Here is a 17155-nt window from a genome sequence, read left to right on the forward strand (position 1 = left end):
TCTTCCGTCCCACTGAGCTTTTTTAGATTGCGCTGTCCGTAGTTAACAAACAACTTTTTTCAGCAGATAGCAACTGGCTATTTATTCTTAGCTGATACAGTAAAAAAAGTGCTTTTACTATTGTGGGAAGAACAAAGAAATTCTTATAGTGTGTCTCAAACAACATCACCGCTGTGGTTGGCTCGTTAGCTTATAGAGATACGTTGATTTTGCTCGAACCCTGTGAAACAGAAACCGCTTTGGAATGCGATCGCCCTCTCATACACTGCTGCCGGATATGTGGGCGGTGTGGCGTTACTGCTGCTGGCAACTGTTGGGCTAAATGCGGTGGGAGTCGTATTACTCACCCATAGCCTGGTGTTGTCTGCCTATTGGGCGCATGAATTTATGCACGGCAATATTTTTAGCAGTCCCAGGTTAAATGCCATTGGCGGAAACATAGTGCTGTGGCTCAATGGCGGTTGCTATGCCCGGTTTCAAGATTTGCAGCGATCGCACATTGGGCATCACATCAACCGTTGCGATTTCCAGCGGTTTAATTTATCGGCTTATTTGAAGTCGCTTCCGGCCTGGGCGCGAAAGGGATTGCTGGCCTTGGAATGGCTGTACTTTCCAGCCCTGGCCTTTCTGGTGAGAATTCGAACATTGACGGCTCCTTTTTGGCAACCGCAACGGTACGACGAACGGCGGCGGGTTAGCCTGATTTTAACGGTGCGGCTGGGGCTGTTTACCCTGTTGGGAATTGTTTCACCTAAAGCGCTATTGCTCTACTTTCTGGCGTACATTGGCATGATTACCGTGCTGCGATTTGTAGATGCGTTTCAGCACACCTATGAAACGGTGCCAATGGATGGCCCCTTACCAAAGCGCGATCGCGCCTACGAACAGGCCAACACGTTTTCTAATGTCATTTCCCAGCGGTATTGGTGGCTCAACCTGCTGTTGCTTAATTTCGTTTATCATAATGCCCATCACGATTCGATGCGGTGCCCCTGGCATAGTTTACATGAACTCGATCGCGATCTATTTTCGGGTGAAGAACCTCACTATGTTTCGCTGGTTGAACTGCTTCTCAACTACCATCAATTCCGCGTATCTCGCATCTTTTCAGGCCAGGGTCATGCCATCACTGAAAAAGGGCACTTGCAGCTTGAAACATTTTATGGAGCCTTTGATGCTACTTTCCTGGTGTTACCGTCTTGAGGAATGCTCATGAGTCGATTGAATGGCAAGGTAGCGCTAATAACAGGAGTGGGTTCGGGTATTGGATTGGCGGCGGCTCGGCTGTTTTGTCAGGAAGGGGCGATCGTATTTGGCGTTGATGTTAACGCTGATGCGGGTGAAGCCCTCGCTGCCGAATTGCACAGCAAAAACCATGTCTTTTACTTTTATCGGGCAGATTTATCGACGGCGATCGCCTGTGCGACGGCTGTGGCCGAGTGTTCCAACCGCTTCGATCGCATTGATGTTCTGTATAACAATGTCGGCATTTCTGCGGTTAAACCCTTTCTAGAAACCGATGAATCCGTTGTTAATCAAATTCTTGCCGTCAACTTTATGTCGGTCTTTCACCTGTGCCAGCAGGTCATTCCGCTGATGCAGCAGCAGGGTAGCGGCACTATCATCAACACCGCCTCTGAATTGGCGATCGTGGCGCAACCTTTCTACAGTGCTTATTGTGCCAGCAAAGGTGCTGTTCTCTCGTTCACTCGCGCTCTGGCGCTGGAATATGCTCAGGCCAATATTCGCATCAATGCGCTGTGTCCCGGCCCCATTGATACCCCAATGCTGCAACGCGAGTTTGAGACGGAAACTGATGCCGCCAACGCCAGGAACCTTGGCGTTGCGACAATGCCAATTGGTCGATTTGGGCAACCCGAAGAAATTGCTCAGGTGGCTCTTTTTCTAGCCAGCGAGGCTCCGGCTTTGTTGCATGGAGCCTCCGTAGTGGTCGATGGGGCAAAAACCATTTTTTAACGGGTAGACGCGAAATCCCCATGCTTCTACAAGCCAGGGGAGAGAGGCGCAGCAATGGAGCGAAGCGGAGTTGCCAACCAATCTTTGGATGGGACGAATTCGTACCGTGATTTGGCAACGTCAAACCATTCATCGCAAGAGGATGGCTTTCCGGCTACATAATGGCAACAAGCCAATCAGATCGGGGGAGTATACAGAACCAATGAGACAGAACCAATAAGATAGAACCAATGAGCAGGACTATGAAAGTAGACGTTGTTCCACCTGATCCAGCCTGGCAGGAAGGGTTTCAAATAGAGTCTCAGCAGCTTGCTTTGGTGATGGGAGATAACCTGGTTGCTATTCACCATATAGGCAGCACTGCAATTTTTATTTATGCCAAACCTGTAATTGATATTTTAATTGAAGTCAAAAGCATTGCCAGAACGGATGAGCAGAATTTAGCAATGGCGGCAATTGGGTATGAAGCAATGGGCGAATTTGGACTACCTGGACGGCGTTACTTTCGCAAGAACCGTTCACCTGAGATTAGAACCCACAATGTTCATACCTATGAAGTTGGCTCATCTGAAATCTCTCGACATTTGGCTTTTCGTGACTACATGATTGCCCATCCTGATGATGCCCAGCGGTACAGTGAACTAAAACGACAGTTAGCGAAACAGTATCCTCAAGATATTGAAGGCTATATGGATGGCAAAGACGAATTCGTCAAAACAATGGAGAAAAAAGCACTGATGTGGCGATCGATGGCTTAGTTTGAGCAACGCAAAAATTCGATCGGCTGTGAAGCAGAAAAGCAATACTTCCCTTTTTGATGTTGGGTCACTCAGCATTAGAAGCGTTCAGGGCTGTTGGTATTTCATCTGATCGTGCAGTAGATCGATATCCTGTTCGGCGGTGCTGAGTCATGGTATGAAGTCGCCCCGATTTTTGGGAATCTTTTAACCTTCAAAGCCCCCCTGGGGGAATTTAAGGCGTGAGTACCATGACCGCTCAATGGTTTATACCTCCATTCAGCAACACCCCGGTTGCAATCTAGCCAGTCTATTTGCAGCACATCCCATCCATATATGAGCGTTTCTGCTACAAGGAAGAAGCCGAGTATGTTTCAACTCCATGACAGCTACCCTCAACCCCTATCTTTTGGATAACTTCGCTCCCGTCCAAACGGAGTCAACCGTCGATGAATTGCCCGTTTTGGGTAAGTTGCCGCCTGAACTGAACGGGATGTTTGTCCGAAACGGTCCCAATCCTCAGTTTCCACCGTTGGGACAGTATCACTGGTTTGATGGCGATGGAATGTTGCATGGCGTTCGTATTCAGGACGGCAGGGCAAGCTACTGCAATCGCTATATTCGGACGCAGGGGTTTGAACAAGAGCAACAGGCAGGGCGGGCGTTGTTTGGTGGTTTACTGCAACCTTCGCCAGCAGGCTTCAAAAATGTGGCGAATACGGCTCTGGTCTGGCACAGAAATCACCTCCTTGCCCTGTGGGAGGGCGGTGAACCTCATGCGATCGCCCTCCCAAATCTGGACACGGTCGGTTCTTACACCTTTAACGGCAAACTGACATCTCCGGTCACTGCCCACCCCAAAGTTGATCCTGTGACAGGGGAAATGATGTTCTTTGGCTATTCTCTGGCACAACCGCCCTACGTCAAATACAGCGTTGTGTCCGCTGAGGGAGAACTGCTGCGAACGGTTCCAATTGATCTGCCAGTCGGGGTGATGATGCATGACTTTGCCATTACAGAGCGCTACGCCATTTTTATGGACTTGCCTCTCACCTTCCGCTTAGAAAGGCTGCAAAAAGGCGAACCTGCCTTTGCCTTTGAACGCGATCGCCCCAGTCGCTTTGGAATTCTGCCCCGGCAGGGTGATAATCAGGCGATTCGCTGGTTTGAAGCACCGAGTTGCTATGTCTTCCATACTCTGAATGCCTACGAAGCGGCAGATGAGATTGTGTTAATTGCCTGTCGCATGGGCAGCACCAGTATTTTAGGCGCGTCTCCCAGTTCCCACGAAGGGGATAATCGTCAGATTGGGAGTGATCTGCCATTGCTCTATCGCTGGCGGTTCAACTTGAGGACAGGAACGGTACAGGAAGAGACTCTCGACGATCGCCCCTGCGAATTCCCCCGCATTAACGAACAGTATTTGGGACGGCAGACCCGCTATGGCTACGCTGGCAAAAGTGCCCCTACCGAAATGCCCAAATTTGATGGGCTACTCAAGTTTGATCTCCACAACCAGAGCGTTCAAGTCCACTCGTTTGGAATAGGACGCTACGGCGGAGAAGGAGTATTTGTACCGCGACCCGGCTCAACCGTTGAGGATGATGGATGGTTGATGACGTTTGTGCATGACGAATCTCAGGATACCTCTGAGTTAGTCATCATCGGCACTCAAGCGATGACAGATGAGGCGATCGCCCGCATCCAAATACCACAACGGGTGCCCTATGGCTTTCACGGTGCCTGGGTGTCTCTTCCATAGTGCTTTTGATGGAGCCAGGTGCATCAGAACTTGAAGGGCGCGATCGCCCAATTCTGGCCTCAAGGGGCGATCGCGCCCAACGGACTCAGGGAGCCTGGAAACGGCTCCGTTTCACTTACACCAGGGCTGTGTTAAAACGCTGCCTGTAGGAACAGCCCTTTTGGGTGATCCGATAAACTTTGCTGCTGGCGGTCGGGAGGGAATCCAGTTGCCTGGAAACGGCTTAACGAGTCTCTATAACGCACGATACTGATTGTGGCGATCGCCCTTGTCCCTACTCACGCTAACTCAACCGTCCTTGCAACCCGTTAGAGATTGAGGTGGTCGGGCATACTAGAGTTCAGGAGGTCAATTAACCCAGCCGTCGCCCAACGGCAGGACGCGATATCATCCAACCAGGTGACACGCCTGGGGGAAGCAACTCCTGACATGAACACCGTATCCTAAAACAATACAGGGCAGCGAAACCAAACCATCAGAGGCCAAATCATGAAACTTGTCTATCGCGGTGTTCAATACGATGCTAAACCTTCTGCGATCGCCACAATTCCAGGGAAGGTAATTGGACACTATCGCGGTGTTGAACTCCACGAACAAATCATCAAAACAAATTAAAACAGCCTTTTAACCTCCTTCCAACTCTAGAGAACGAACGACATTAACCCAGCAGAAATGCTGGGTTTTCTTTGGGCAGGTTTAGCGGCAATGAATTCAAAAGGACAGAGACTATAACCCTGGCTTCGGTTCCCTCTGGCCGCAATTGAGCAATTCAATGGCAGGGGAGGATGTCAAACCGATCGCTGTTTACACTTTGTTGGTAAAGTAGAAACCGCTGAAGAGGTTGCTTGGAACGTAGCTAAAGCTCCTTAATATCTGTTTGGTTGAGCGCTCAGGCCAGCATTCGCATCGTGAATTGAACGCTCCAAAGCAACACACAGAAGGGAACGGTTTGTTATGAGGAGTAGAATTGATGCAAAACGTGATCGTGATTACTGGCGGCAGTCGAGGGATTGGTGCTGCCACGGCTATTTTGGCGGCACAACAGGGGTATGACGTGTGCGTCAATTATCGGCACAATCGGCAATCCGCTGATGAGATTGTGGATAGGGTTAAAGGTGCAGGTTGTAAGGCGATCGCTGTCCAGGCTGATGTTGCTTCCGAACCGGATGTGGTTCGGTTGTTTGAAGCCGTCGATGCCAATCTGGGTACCATTACAGCTCTGGTGAACAATGCCGGAGTGCTTGAGCCACAGATGCGGGTTGATGATATGGATGCTGCTCGCCTGAATCGAGTATTGGCTACCAACATCACGGGATGCTTTTTGTGTGCCCGAGAAGCGATTCGGCGGATGTCTACTCGTCATGGTGGAACGGGTGGGGCGATCGTCAACGTATCCTCTGCGGCGGCTCGGCTCGGCTCTCCTGGCGAGTATGTAGACTATGCTGCATCTAAGGGAGCCATCGATACAATGACCATTGGGCTGTCGCGGGAAGTTGCCGCTGAAGGCATCCGTGTTAATGCAGTGCGACCGGGCTACATCTACACTGACATTCACGCCAGCGGTGGCGAGCCAAATCGGGTCGATCGGATCAAAGATACGGTTCCAATGAAACGCGGAGGGCAGGCCGTTGAAGTTGCCAACGCAATTCTGTGGCTGCTTTCAGATCAGGCATCCTATTCGACAGGCACATTTATTGATCTCGCAGGAGGAAAATAGCGGTTCGTTGAGTTCAGCCAGCGGCCTCTGGCAATATCATCTCAGCGATCGCTTACTCCCTCAAACACGCACGATGGGTTGATGAAGCGCTATCGCTTCAACCGCTGATGTTTCAACCGCTAATATAGTGTATGGAGACGCATACAGCCGACGACTAACCCCGTTGAATTGGTTTGTAGACTTCATGAACAACCCTTCTTCCTACAGCATTGCCGATCAGCTCCTCACTGATTTGAAACACGAGCAGCAGTTTGTGAACTTAATCATTCGTGGATGTATTGAACATCGGTGGGCACTGGGTGACGAAGAGAAGGAGACGGCAAAGGCCATGGTCTACAACGCATTTGAAACCTATGCTGTGTCAAGGGGAATATCTGTGCCAGATGCAGAGGCATTTTGCGAACAGCATTTAGACGAACTGATTGAGCAGATTCAAGCCGTCTTGTAGCACGTCATTGAGCCTGGATAGGGGTTCGAAGGCGATCGCCCTCAAGCGTCCATCAAACAAAGCTCTCTGAGCAGAAGGCATCGATCAGAGAGCCTGTTAATGGTTCAGTATGGGTTGGAGGATGTTAGAGACTGAGTAAATCGTCTAATTCATTCAACGCTTCGCAATCGGAATAGACGTTGATGGGGGTGGGTCTTTCGGGCTGGCCTGCCGCACCTGTGATACCCGATGCGTTGCATGGTGTGGACGGTTCGCGCCCGTGCAGGTACTCGTCCGAATAGCGACGGAATACAGCCTCCACCGCAGCACGCGCGTTTTTAAGACCCCATTCTGCGGCAATTCGCTCAGCTTTTTCTAATACGTCCTGGCTGAGTCTTATCTTGTTGTCATACATAACTGTGTATCGTTGGATAAAAGAAACAAACCGCGCACGTTGGCAAATTGAGGATCGTGCATGACTGTAAACAGCTTGCGGCCAGCCAGTCGCTCTGAGATCAGATGGGAGCTGCCGCCTGTGACCAGGAACCGAGTCACTCTAGCCATGTAGGGTGTGTACTGAGCCTTGATGGTCTGGAAGATTCCTTTAAACCATGAATCCAAATACTCTTCCAGCCAGGGTGCCCAAGTTAGCCCTGTGTCGCCGTAGGTGTGCCCCAGCTTAAATCCATCCATAACCAGACTGGGGTCGGCTGTGGTGCCCAAACTATTGGTCAAGCGGCGATCGAAGCTAATGGAAGTGGCTAGCTCGTAGGCTCCGCCCCGATCCATCACGTTTTCGTCAATCACCTCGCCTTCGGCATCCACCAGACGGGTTAGCCAGGTGCCGCCGCCAATATCTACAACAATCGTATAACCGTTGTCGGGAATCAACCCTAGCGTTTTGGCATAGTAATAAGCCCCCATCCCTTCCCGTTCAACTTCGACTCGCTGCACATCAACCTGGTATTCAATTCCGTTGCGGGTGAACTCATGCCAGCCCAACAGTTGTGTTTTGATCGCCTCAGCGTTTTTAGCAGGTTCGGGGGTTGAGATGTAAAGACTTAAGGGAAACTCTGAAATGGTGCCGTCCAGTGGCTCCAGGCAGGCATAGAGGTGCAGTTTGGTCAGGTCAACTTTGTTTTCAACTACTGTTTGCTGCTGCCTGCGGTATTTGTAAGCTTGAGCACCAAAATGATACCGGGTGCCGTCGGGCAGCTCAACTAACGGCGAGGTTTCGGTGTAGCGCACGGCATCTCGCCCCTTGGGCAACTGAAACCGCACAGACCGAATGCCTTTAGGATGACTAGCACCGTCGTAGTACTTGAGATCATAGTTTCCAGCATCAAGTGCCAGAACTCGGCTAGTGGTGACCACCGTTGGCTCTTTACTAGATCGCTTTTGTCTGGTAGCTATAGTCATGGATATGCCTCTGTTTCCAGGTGTACAGGTTTGTCCCCATTAGTACTCATGTACTATACACCCCTTCATCCAGGAGGGCAAGCCTCTGTAAATCAGCCTGGGGCGATCGCCCTAACCCTGCCATATCACCAATTTCCTTAATCCAGACGGGGTAAAACGCAGATCTGGGATGCTAATCGGCAATCGACTGGAGGCATCAGAATATTCTTCTTTGTTAGCAATAACTGGATTTGCGGCACTTTCTAAAGAAATTATTAAATCGCGGACTGGTTTGGGAGCGGGTGAGCCGAAATGGGGCGATCGCCCTATTCCATTACGTTACAGACGTTTGGCGATGAAATTTCCGCCCAACCACCCCTCGTATTTCCGCGAAATTTGGCGGCTACTTGCCCTCTTATATTGAGTTGTTAATTTGGGAAAGCTATATATACTTTTGTGAAGTTAAGAAAACGGTCTTAAGCCAGCGAGGACTAACGATGTACATCGTACAAATTGCTTCTGAATGCGCCCCCGTAATTAAAGCAGGCGGATTGGGCGATGTCGTTTACGGACTCAGCCGCGAGTTAGAGCTGCGAGGAAACTGCGTTGAGCTAATTTTGCCGAAGTACGACTGTATGCGCTACGACCACGTTTGGGGGATGCACGAAGCCTACCGCGATTTGTGGGTGCCCTGGTACGGCGGCGGCATTCATTGTACGGTTTACTGCGGTTGGGTTCATGGGCGGTTGTGCTTCTTCATTGAACCCCATTCTCAAGATTTCTTCTTCGATCGACGATGCTATTACGGCTGTGACGATGACAATATGCGGTTTGCCTTCTTTAGCAAAGCCGCACTGGAGTTCTTGCTGCAAAGCAACAAGCGTCCTGATGTGATTCATTGCCACGATTGGCAGACAGGCTTAATTCCAGTCATGCTGTTTGAGATCTACAAGTATCACGGCATGGAGAATCAGCGCGTTTGCTACACCATCCACAACTTTAAGCACCAGGGAACAGGAGGCGTTGAGACGCTACAGGCAACCTCCCTGAACCGACCCGATTATTATTTTGATTACGATCGCCTCCGCGATAATTTCAATCCCTTTGCAGTGAACTTCATGAAAGGAGGAATTGTTTACTCCAACGCTGTCACAACCGTATCGCCTCACCACGCCTGGGAAGCACATCACACCGATGTGGGGTGCGGATTAAGCCATACACTGCATTTACATCAACATAAGTTTAGCGGCGTGCTAAACGGCATTGATTATGACTTCTGGAATCCAGAAATCGATCGCTACATTCCCTATCATTACAGCCAGGATACCTTTGCCGAAAAAGCCAGGAACAAGAAAGCATTGCGCGATCGCCTTCTGCTTCAGGATGCAGATAAGCCCTTAATTGCCTATATCGGGCGTTTGGATGACCAGAAGGGCGTACATCTCGTTCACCATGCGCTTTACTATGCATTAAACAATGGCGCACAGTTTGTGTTGCTAGGGTCAGCTACATCACCCAAAATTAATGATCACTTCTGGCATGAAAAGCGATACCTTAATGACAATCCCAACTGCCATTTGGAATTAGGCTTCAATGAAGAGTTATCTCACCTTATTTATGCCGGTGCAGATATGATCATTGTTCCCAGCAATTACGAGCCGTGCGGTTTAACCCAAATGATTGGCTTCAAGTATGGTACTGTGCCAATTGTGCGGGGTGTAGGAGGATTGGTGAATACCGTCTTCGATCGCGACTACGACCCAACCAAACCCCCTGAGCAACGGAACGGATTTGTGTTTGAGCATACCAACGAAGCGGCGTTTGAGTCGGCCATGATTCGGGCAATGAAGCTCTGGTATAACGAGCCTGAGGCGTTCCGCCAACTGGCCATTCAAGGTATGGAGTACGACTACTCCTGGAACCACCCGACTGAAAGCTATCTGGCAATTTACGAACAGATCAGACACAAGTAGCCTGACAGGCAATTACAGCAACAGAGGGGCATTGCAGGTCAATGCCCTTTCATGCTTCTGCCCTTTCATGCTTTTACAGCGAAGGCAATTGCACGAGAAAATGAGTCCATCCCGGCTCACTCTGGACTTCAATACTGCCGTGTAGCTGTTCTAAAATCTTTTTCACTAACGCCAGACCCAGGCCAGTTCCGCCATGTTTCCACGGGTCATTGTTAGGAATGCGATAAAACTTTTCAAAAATGCGATCGCGTTCAACGGCTGAAATTTCTACACCAGAATTGCTGACTCGAATCTGAACACCTGTCTGGTTCGGCTTGACGGCAACCTCAATTTGCCCATCCAGCGGCGTGTATTTGCAGGCGTTGGTTAACAACTCCGTTAAAACGCGTTCCAAATAGGATAAATCGGTTGTGATGGACAGTGACGCTTCCGTTAAATGCAGATCCAGGCTTTGCTGTTGCCGAACCACTCGTTCATAGAAGGGTTCCATCAGGCTCGAGATCCAGTGCGTTAAGTCAATCTGGGTCAAGATCAACGGCTCGGTTCCAGCCGCTAACCGCGACAGGTCGAGTAGGTCATTGATCAGGGTAATTTCGCGGTGGCATTCGTTTTTTAGTACCTGGAAATAGCGACTGGTTGAACTCGACTCTGCCGTTAGTAGCCCAAGCGGTTGCAGTCTCAGTTCCAGCATTTCTATGGCAAGTTTGATGGAAGACATTGGCGTTCGCAACTCGTGAGACACTGTACTCAAGAAGTCGTCTTTCAATCCATTTAGCCGTTCCAATTCTTCCACCTGCGTTTGGGTGGCCTGAAACAACCGCGCTTGACGAATGGCGATCGCACACTGGTTTGAGACCTGCTGCACCAGCCGAATTTCTAACTCGCTAAACGTTTCATTGGTCGCCCGAAATAACCACAAATCTCCCAGTACACCCTGGTCGTCAAAAATAGGACTGGCCAAAATGGAACTACGCTTCCAGTGAGGGCTGTACGGTCTGGGAAACAGTTCACAAAATTGCAGACATTCACCTCGACTGAGTTGAGGAAGAATATCGGATATTTCGCTAAAGGCCAACGTAGCACCCTGAAAAGTGGCTAATTCCACTGTGCATTCATGAATAATCTGAAGGCTTTCCTCGCTATCACTAAATAGGGCTGTATCACAACTGCTCAAACTCAATCCCTGAACTAACTCACTAACGGCAGTTTGTACAATCTGGTGTTCATCCAATGAATCGCGCACTCTGTCGGTGATACGCTTCAACAGCGCTTCAAAATTGAGCACTTGTTGCAGTTGCACCGTTCGGTCTTGCACCTCTTGTTCAAGGTTGGTGTTGAGCTTTTGCACCTGCTGATACAGTTCAGCCTGTTGAATTCCAATACGAGTTTGAACGGCAATTTGTTGCAGTAATTCAATGTCTGACGGTTGCCACTGCCGAGGGTTGTGGCACTGGTGTGCTACCAACAATCCCCACAGATTTTCGCCTTGCCCAATTGGAACAATTAGCATTGCCCGAATTTGATACTGCTCCGCTAAATCAACCGCTTCTGGTGGTATTCCCCCCTGTTCAATATCTGAACAGATCTGATGCTGTCCCTGCCGATAATGATTGATCCAGGCTTCATCTGTAAACAGCGAATTTTGCCCCTGCCAGTGCAGCATAGACGGAACATCCTCCGTGGCCGCTTCTACCAAAATCCGGACAGAGGAGGCTGATTCGTAGCCGTAAATTACCACCCGGTCTGCCTGAAGAAACGTTCTGATTTCGCAGACTGTGGTGTCTAAAATGCGGTGTAAATCGAGGGAGTCACGAATATTTTGGGCGATCGCCTGGATCAGGCTTTCCCGCTCGGCCTGTTGCCGCAGTGCGGCTTCGCTCTGCTTTAGCGTTGTGACATCAGAAATAATGCCCTGATAACTTTGAATCGTGCCCCACTCATCGCGAATGACATGCAAAGCATCCCTGACATAACGGATTTCTCCATCAGGACGAATAATTCTATAATTGACTTCAACCAGGTCGTGACGATGGGCTGCGACGAAAAATGCCTCCGTCACGTTTTGCACATCGTCTGGATGAATGCAGTCTAAGAAACTTTGAGGACGATTGATATAAAAGTACTCTCTGGGGCGACCAAAAATAGTCTCGATGGCTGGATTGTAATAAACCAGGTCAAAGTCAGCATCAATTAAATAAATCGCGTCAGCTGTGTTTTCAGTCAGGGAACGATATCGGATTTCTGATGTTTTCAATGCCTCTTCCATTTGGCGGCGATCGGTGACATCAAACAAAACCCCATCAATCCAGACCAGGTTTCCAGCCGTATCGTATGCACCCTGACCTTTTTCAAACAGCCAGCGCACCTCACCATCCGCTCGAATGATACGGAATTCCAGGGTATAGGGTTGCCCTGCTGCTAAGCTTTGATTGATGATCTCCTCCGTTGCCGCCAGATCATCAGGATGGGTAATGTTGAAGATCGTGAAGGATGGATCATTCATGAATAGCGATACCGGATACCCTGTAAGCTCCTCAACCGTTTCGCTAAAGAACACCGTTGAAAAATTATCCTCGGCTCGCGATCGATAAACAGCTCCCAACAAGTTAGAAACGATCGAGCGAAACCGCGACTCGCTATGCTTGAGCGCTTCTTCTGCCTGCTGGCGCTCGGTGACATCACGCTGAATGCCGAAGTGACCCATGATTCGCTTTTGAGAGTCGTACAGGCAAGTATAGTTCCCTTCAACCCAGATTGGAGTTCCGTCTAGCCGTTGCGTTTGATTATAGAAATGGAGTTGTCCGCGATCGAACAACTGCCGCCACAGCGCTTTGCTGTAGGCCAGGTTACAGGCAAAAAAGTCGCCAGGAGTTCGTCCAATCAACTGCTCCTGTTCCGCTCCATATTGAGCCAGAAGGGCGTGGTTCGCCTCGGTAATGCGTTGATGAGCAAAAACATAATTCAATGCCTGGTCTTTATCAACGCTGTCATCCCATTGCACTGGCTCGTCCAACATCATGAAAAAGAAGCCGTCTAGCGATCGCGCAAACAGCAGTTCTAGCTGCTGCTCTCGCTGACGGATAGCCAGTTCGGCTCGTTTGCGCTCGGTTATATCCTTTTCGTTGACCAGGATGCTAGTCTCGCCAGCAATTGGGTCATGGATCAACTGGGCATCAATGTCGTGCCAGCGAATTCCTTGTAAGGTTATAACCTGTGCCTCCAGACGACAGGTCTGCTCTGCTGAAACGGTAGTCAGCATATGCTGACCAACATCTCGATCCACAAAGCGGTGCAGAAACGGATGGCTCTGTGCCAGCAAAGAATCGAGCGCGTGGGTTGTATCTAAATTCCCGTAACACCGAATAGCGGCTGGATTTTGAAGTAACGGCGTGCCGTCCATTGAAAAGAGCGACATCAACCCTCTGGTTTGGCGCACTGCTGCGAGCGATCGCACCAGATCTGGCTGAATTTGCTCTATCGGGGTGGTGCCTTCAACCAGCATCGCCAATCTTCCCCCGTCAATCCGCACTCCCGAACACACACAGCGGAGTGTTACGGCTCCTCCCTGCGGATACAGCGTCCAGCTTTCGGTAATTGTTTTGCCCTGCTCAAATTGTTGAAGATACGAGAGCAGAAGAGTCTGAACGGCTTCTGACGTATCGCTAAAATCGCGATGCAGCAGTTCCTCCTGGCTGGCCGCATTCCATAGCGGCAACGCAGCCCGATTGACCCACCACATCCGACTATTTTGAATGTCGTAGATCCAAATGGGCGAGTGCAGCCGTTCAAGCACTCTCAGTTCGGCTGCATCAAGCTCTACCGATTGCTCTAACGGATCTGCGTCAATCCAAATGCTGTCTTGTTTCAGTTGCCATAAGAGGCTCATAGGTGCCCTCTATCTCCAGAAACGCTAGTATTCAGATCAACGATCGCCTCAGATGGGTTCTTGTTCAAACCGAGAAATCACGCTAAAAGCAACTAAGCGAACGGTTCCTTGCCCTAACCCAATTTACAGTTGAAACAAATCGTTAAAGTGAACGAGTCGCAATATAATGCACCCTAAAGACGATTGAACTGTCCTTACTCAAGTGCTAAAGCCTCACCAGTGGCTAGTGTTGGCGGCACCCGTCTGCCCCTATTTATTCAATTTAAGCTCAGTTTACAAAGTTTCCCCTTATGTACGATCGGATCTTCCAGTATATTGGCTCCAAATGCTCTGGAATAGCAACGGTGTAGCTGCACACGCCACTGGCGTGGCGTGGCATCCACTACCTGCCTACTAAAGCTTGAGTGGGAGTAAAAAATTGTGCCTTCCGCTCAGTAGAGGGCATGGAGGACTTGAAAGCCGGAGTAATACTGAGGACAACAGAATTTTCCATTACTGCAATCAATGCTCGTGCTACGTGGATCGTGTTCCATGGCTGATGGCTGACTGTCGGCGCATGGCGTTGATGAATGCGTTAGAGCAACCGGATGTGCTATAGAACTGGGTTCTAGTGCATCCCTCTTGAGCTATGGGTGCAGTCTCTACCTATAGCATGGTTAATCTAAACGGTATTTTGTTTAACTTTTGTAAATGAAACGGCAAACCTTTCTCATACGGTCTCAGAACTCCAGGAAAGCCTTTGCCCATCCAAAATGATGGAGACAAATTATGACATACGCAACTGATAACAACACCAAAAAAGCGATCGATTCCTTTCGCCGCTTTGATGTAGACACCCAGCTTGCTCTGCTGTGGTATGGCTACCTCGATATTAAAGACCAATTGACCCCTGCACCTCCAGCAGAGTCAGAGACGCTAGCCAAAGCCCTGTACGACGGGATCGAGGCGCGTTCTCCCCAGGAGCAACTGCAAGCACAGCGTGATATTGCCAGCGGCGCACAGTCCGACTTCAGTAAGCAATATGCAGCACTTGATCCCAGTGCCCGCATTGAGCTGTGGTTCAAACTGGCGCAGGGAATGGAAAGCGGCAAGATTATTCAATTGCCGTCTGACTACCAACTGCCTGCCGAAACCAATGAATTTACCGAGCAAATCAAACAGCTAGAGTTCGAGCAACGGATCAACTTCATGCGGAGTATTGTCCGCGAGATGGGTGCGTCTGCTACGCGCTAAAGGCATACCGATTTTGAATACGGAATAAGTTCACTTTGGTTACTCAGCTTAATATCCAGCTTAATAAGTAACTAAGTCAGACAAGGGTTGGTGCGATCGCACCAACCCTTGTCTTTTACCATGAGGAAGAGTGAGCCTCTCTACCCCAAATTTCATGAACTTTGTCACCATCTTAGGTTTAGCCGCCGCTTCATTCACCACATTTTCGTTTTTGCCTCAGGTCCTTAAAACGTGGCAAACTAAATCTGCCGGAGACTTATCATTAAGCACATTCAGTATTTTTTGTGTGGGCGTTTTTCTGTGGCTGGTCTATGGCGTACTCATTGCTGATCTGCCCGTGATCCTGGCCAATGCCGTGACGTTTATCTTGTCATTAACGGTGATTGGTCAGGCGTTGATCTACAGAAAGCCGCGTCCAAAGCTGTAAGAGGATGCTTTAAAGGTGCCAATTGCCTACTCGAGCCGCTCCTTCTTGTGGCTTCCGCAAGTGCTAAGCTCCCAACCTTGGAGGACTTCCGAGCCGATTCTGTTTCAAAATCCCCCAAGTCTGGAGGATTTAGGGGGCGAATGCAGCATATTTGATACTTTTTAAGCAGCCTCTAAACCTGCACATTTACAGGAGATGCATAATTCAGAGTAGGGGCTACGCATGGCCGAGCCTCTGCAAGGCTACGGTAGAAGCATCTGTAACGCGGCGGGATGGCGATCGAGTCAGCACCAGCATCTAACTGCGGCAGGTGCGGGCGGGCAGAATAGCACTAAAGCGGCGGTATTCTGCTAAATACTGCTCTAACACAACAAATTGCGGCAAATTGAGGCTGTAATAAATCCATCGACCTTCCTGACGAGAGCGAACCAACTCCGCTTCCTTTAACGTCTTGAGGTGAAACGATAGTTTAGACTGGGTAACGCTCAAATCGTCGCAGAGGTCGCAGACGCACATCTCCTGATCGCGCAGCAAATCCAACACCTTGAGTCGGAGTGGATCGGACAGGGCATGAAAACCAGCAACAACTAATTCAGACGGAAGAGTCGGAGACTTTGGCATTAAACGTTAACAGCGTAGCTTCTGTTGAAAGGTAGCCTCATTCTAACTTCTATCGAAGTTATCTCAAGAGCAGAGCAGCTCGATACGATCTCAACCCTGCATGCAGCGAGAGTGACAGAAATTAAAGTCAAACTGGCAAGGACGGTAGCAGTTTTCGAGAAGCTAAATCGCACCGTTCCACGTGAAGGCCAGGCGTGTGCCATTCGGCCTGATCTGGACAGAGTAAACCACGACTAAAAATAGGGTGAAACCCGCTCCTATATTAGCCTACCCCTTCCTTATCTTCGGCTTATGATGAAAAGAAGGGATATAGCGATTCACAGAATTCAATGAAGATTCAGTCATCAGTGCTGGTTCATCTAGGGTTTGGCAAGTACGTTCGCTCAGACCAGGTGACAGCACTGCTTCCAGTGGAAGAAGAGCGGGGGCCAGGGCGACGCACCTTTGTGTACCTTCAGGGACAAGCCGATCCGGTTGTGGCTGCCCGTGCAGAAGACACAATTATTCGCGACTTGGTACAGGAGCCCCGTGAAGTTATTCAGTCCCGCCAACAGCAAGAAATTTTGACGGACTTGTTGCAAAATCTCGCTAAGGTGAACTCAACCGTCCGTCGCATTAGCCGTGACGAAGGTGAACTTGACCTGGATCAGCTAGAGCGGCGCATTCGTCGAGTGCTAGAAGATTAAGCCGTCTTTTGCCGCCAACCCATTGGCATCTATGACCTGGTTCCAGGGCGTGTTGCGGCTCGATACGTTTGGCAATCTCAGCAACGCTATGCTGCTCAGTAATGGCGTTGTTTGAATTGTTGCCCGCTCCCTTCTACAATTTAAATCTCAACACTTTACAATTAGTAACGTTGCCATAAGTGTGGAAAAGGGTTCTTTAATATTCTAGGGGATTGAAACCCATCCCGCACTGGCGACGAAAGCAACACCGATTTCCTCTAAGTCACGCTTGCAGGTGGTCACCAACGGTTTGTCGCATTTAATCTAGAGAG

The 17155-nt window shown here is 49.6% G+C and carries 18 protein-coding genes; 12 read left to right on the forward strand and 6 right to left on the reverse strand.

The genetic code is table 11. From position 1 onward, the window contains the following. Positions 1 to 222 precede the first annotated feature (222 nt). The 5 genes from IQ268_RS17490 to IQ268_RS17510 all read left to right on the forward strand — a co-directional run bounded on the left by IQ268_RS17490 (position 223) and on the right by IQ268_RS17510 (position 4625). Entirely contained in the window at positions 223 to 1203 is a 981-nt protein-coding gene (locus tag IQ268_RS17490; protein WP_193881725.1) for a fatty acid desaturase, read from the forward strand. Positions 1204 to 1212: 9 nt separating this feature from the next. Continuing rightward, the gene (locus tag IQ268_RS17495; RefSeq protein ID WP_193881727.1) at positions 1213 to 1977 is read left to right on the forward strand and encodes an SDR family NAD(P)-dependent oxidoreductase; all 765 of its coding nucleotides are present in this window, start codon (positions 1213 to 1215) and stop codon (positions 1975 to 1977) included. A 242-nt stretch (positions 1978 to 2219) separates the two neighbouring features. Next, positions 2220 to 2735 carry a GrpB family protein gene (locus IQ268_RS17500; RefSeq protein ID WP_193881730.1) on the forward strand — a complete coding sequence of 172 codons (516 nt, stop codon included), beginning with the start codon at positions 2220 to 2222 and terminating at the stop codon, positions 2733 to 2735. Positions 2736 to 3096: 361 nt separating this feature from the next. After that, complete coding sequence (locus IQ268_RS17505; protein ID WP_193881733.1) at positions 3097 to 4476, forward strand: carotenoid oxygenase family protein; 1380 nt, start codon at positions 3097 to 3099, stop codon at positions 4474 to 4476. A gap of 8 nt (positions 4477 to 4484) precedes the next feature. Next, positions 4485 to 4625, forward strand: a complete 141-nt coding sequence (locus IQ268_RS17510) for a hypothetical protein (protein WP_193881735.1) — start codon at positions 4485 to 4487, stop codon at positions 4623 to 4625. Between the two features lie 159 nt (positions 4626 to 4784). Here IQ268_RS17510 and IQ268_RS32975 read toward each other — a convergent pair whose 3' ends face one another. Next, the gene (locus IQ268_RS32975; RefSeq protein ID WP_255527217.1) at positions 4785 to 4907 is read right to left on the reverse strand and encodes a hypothetical protein; all 123 of its coding nucleotides are present in this window, start codon (positions 4905 to 4907) and stop codon (positions 4785 to 4787) included. Between the two features lie 58 nt (positions 4908 to 4965). On the opposite strand from IQ268_RS32975, the gene IQ268_RS17515 reads away from it, so the two are divergent. Together IQ268_RS17515 and IQ268_RS17520 are read left to right on the forward strand one after the other, a co-directional pair. Then, the gene (locus IQ268_RS17515) at positions 4966 to 5091 is read left to right on the forward strand and encodes a DUF4278 domain-containing protein (RefSeq protein ID WP_193881737.1); all 126 of its coding nucleotides are present in this window, start codon (positions 4966 to 4968) and stop codon (positions 5089 to 5091) included. A 355-nt stretch (positions 5092 to 5446) separates the two neighbouring features. Continuing rightward, positions 5447 to 6193 (forward strand): SDR family oxidoreductase, encoded by a 747-nt coding sequence (locus tag IQ268_RS17520; RefSeq protein ID WP_193881739.1) that lies wholly within the window; start codon positions 5447 to 5449, stop codon positions 6191 to 6193. A 60-nt stretch (positions 6194 to 6253) separates the two neighbouring features. Here IQ268_RS17520 and IQ268_RS32980 read toward each other — a convergent pair whose 3' ends face one another. Further along, on the reverse strand, positions 6254 to 6379 hold the full coding sequence (locus IQ268_RS32980; RefSeq protein ID WP_255527218.1) for a hypothetical protein: 126 nt from the start codon (positions 6377 to 6379) through the stop codon (positions 6254 to 6256). On the opposite strand from IQ268_RS32980, the gene IQ268_RS17525 reads away from it, so the two are divergent. After that, a complete protein-coding gene (locus tag IQ268_RS17525; protein ID WP_193881740.1) occupies positions 6378 to 6641 on the forward strand; it encodes a hypothetical protein in 264 nt (87 codons plus the stop codon). The two genes, IQ268_RS32980 and IQ268_RS17525, sit on opposite strands and share 2 nt — an antisense overlap. Positions 6642 to 6765: 124 nt before the next feature. Here IQ268_RS17525 and IQ268_RS17530 read toward each other — a convergent pair whose 3' ends face one another. Then, positions 6766 to 6942 carry a hypothetical protein gene (locus IQ268_RS17530; protein ID WP_193881902.1) on the reverse strand — a complete coding sequence of 59 codons (177 nt, stop codon included), beginning with the start codon at positions 6940 to 6942 and terminating at the stop codon, positions 6766 to 6768. Between the two features lie 74 nt (positions 6943 to 7016). Continuing rightward, positions 7017 to 8039 (reverse strand): ParM/StbA family protein, encoded by a 1023-nt coding sequence (locus IQ268_RS17535; RefSeq protein ID WP_193881741.1) that lies wholly within the window; start codon positions 8037 to 8039, stop codon positions 7017 to 7019. A gap of 476 nt (positions 8040 to 8515) precedes the next feature. Here IQ268_RS17535 and glgA point away from each other — a divergent pair, with 476 nt between their 5' ends. Continuing rightward, complete coding sequence (gene glgA / locus IQ268_RS17540; protein ID WP_193881742.1) at positions 8516 to 9991, forward strand: glycogen synthase GlgA; 1476 nt, start codon at positions 8516 to 8518, stop codon at positions 9989 to 9991. A gap of 73 nt (positions 9992 to 10064) precedes the next feature. Here glgA and IQ268_RS17545 read toward each other — a convergent pair whose 3' ends face one another. Beyond that, complete coding sequence (locus IQ268_RS17545; protein ID WP_193881743.1) at positions 10065 to 13877, reverse strand: PAS domain S-box protein; 3813 nt, start codon at positions 13875 to 13877, stop codon at positions 10065 to 10067. 768 nt (positions 13878 to 14645) lie between these two features. On the opposite strand from IQ268_RS17545, the gene IQ268_RS17550 reads away from it, so the two are divergent. Further along, a complete protein-coding gene (locus IQ268_RS17550; protein ID WP_193881745.1) occupies positions 14646 to 15110 on the forward strand; it encodes an orange carotenoid protein N-terminal domain-containing protein in 465 nt (154 codons plus the stop codon). Between the two features lie 154 nt (positions 15111 to 15264). Beyond that, complete coding sequence (locus IQ268_RS17555) at positions 15265 to 15537, forward strand: SemiSWEET family sugar transporter (protein WP_193881746.1); 273 nt, start codon at positions 15265 to 15267, stop codon at positions 15535 to 15537. A gap of 297 nt (positions 15538 to 15834) precedes the next feature. On the opposite strand, the gene IQ268_RS17560 is transcribed toward IQ268_RS17555, so the two are convergent. Continuing rightward, positions 15835 to 16158, reverse strand: a complete 324-nt coding sequence (locus IQ268_RS17560) for a helix-turn-helix transcriptional regulator (protein ID WP_193881748.1) — start codon at positions 16156 to 16158, stop codon at positions 15835 to 15837. A gap of 329 nt (positions 16159 to 16487) precedes the next feature. On the opposite strand from IQ268_RS17560, the gene IQ268_RS17565 reads away from it, so the two are divergent. Beyond that, entirely contained in the window at positions 16488 to 16844 is a 357-nt protein-coding gene (locus IQ268_RS17565; RefSeq protein ID WP_193881750.1) for a hypothetical protein, read from the forward strand. Positions 16845 to 17155: the final 311 nt, after the last annotated feature.

The organism is Oculatella sp. LEGE 06141, from assembly GCF_015207605.1.
Lineage (GTDB): Bacteria > Cyanobacteriota > Cyanobacteriia > Elainellales > Elainellaceae > Oculatella.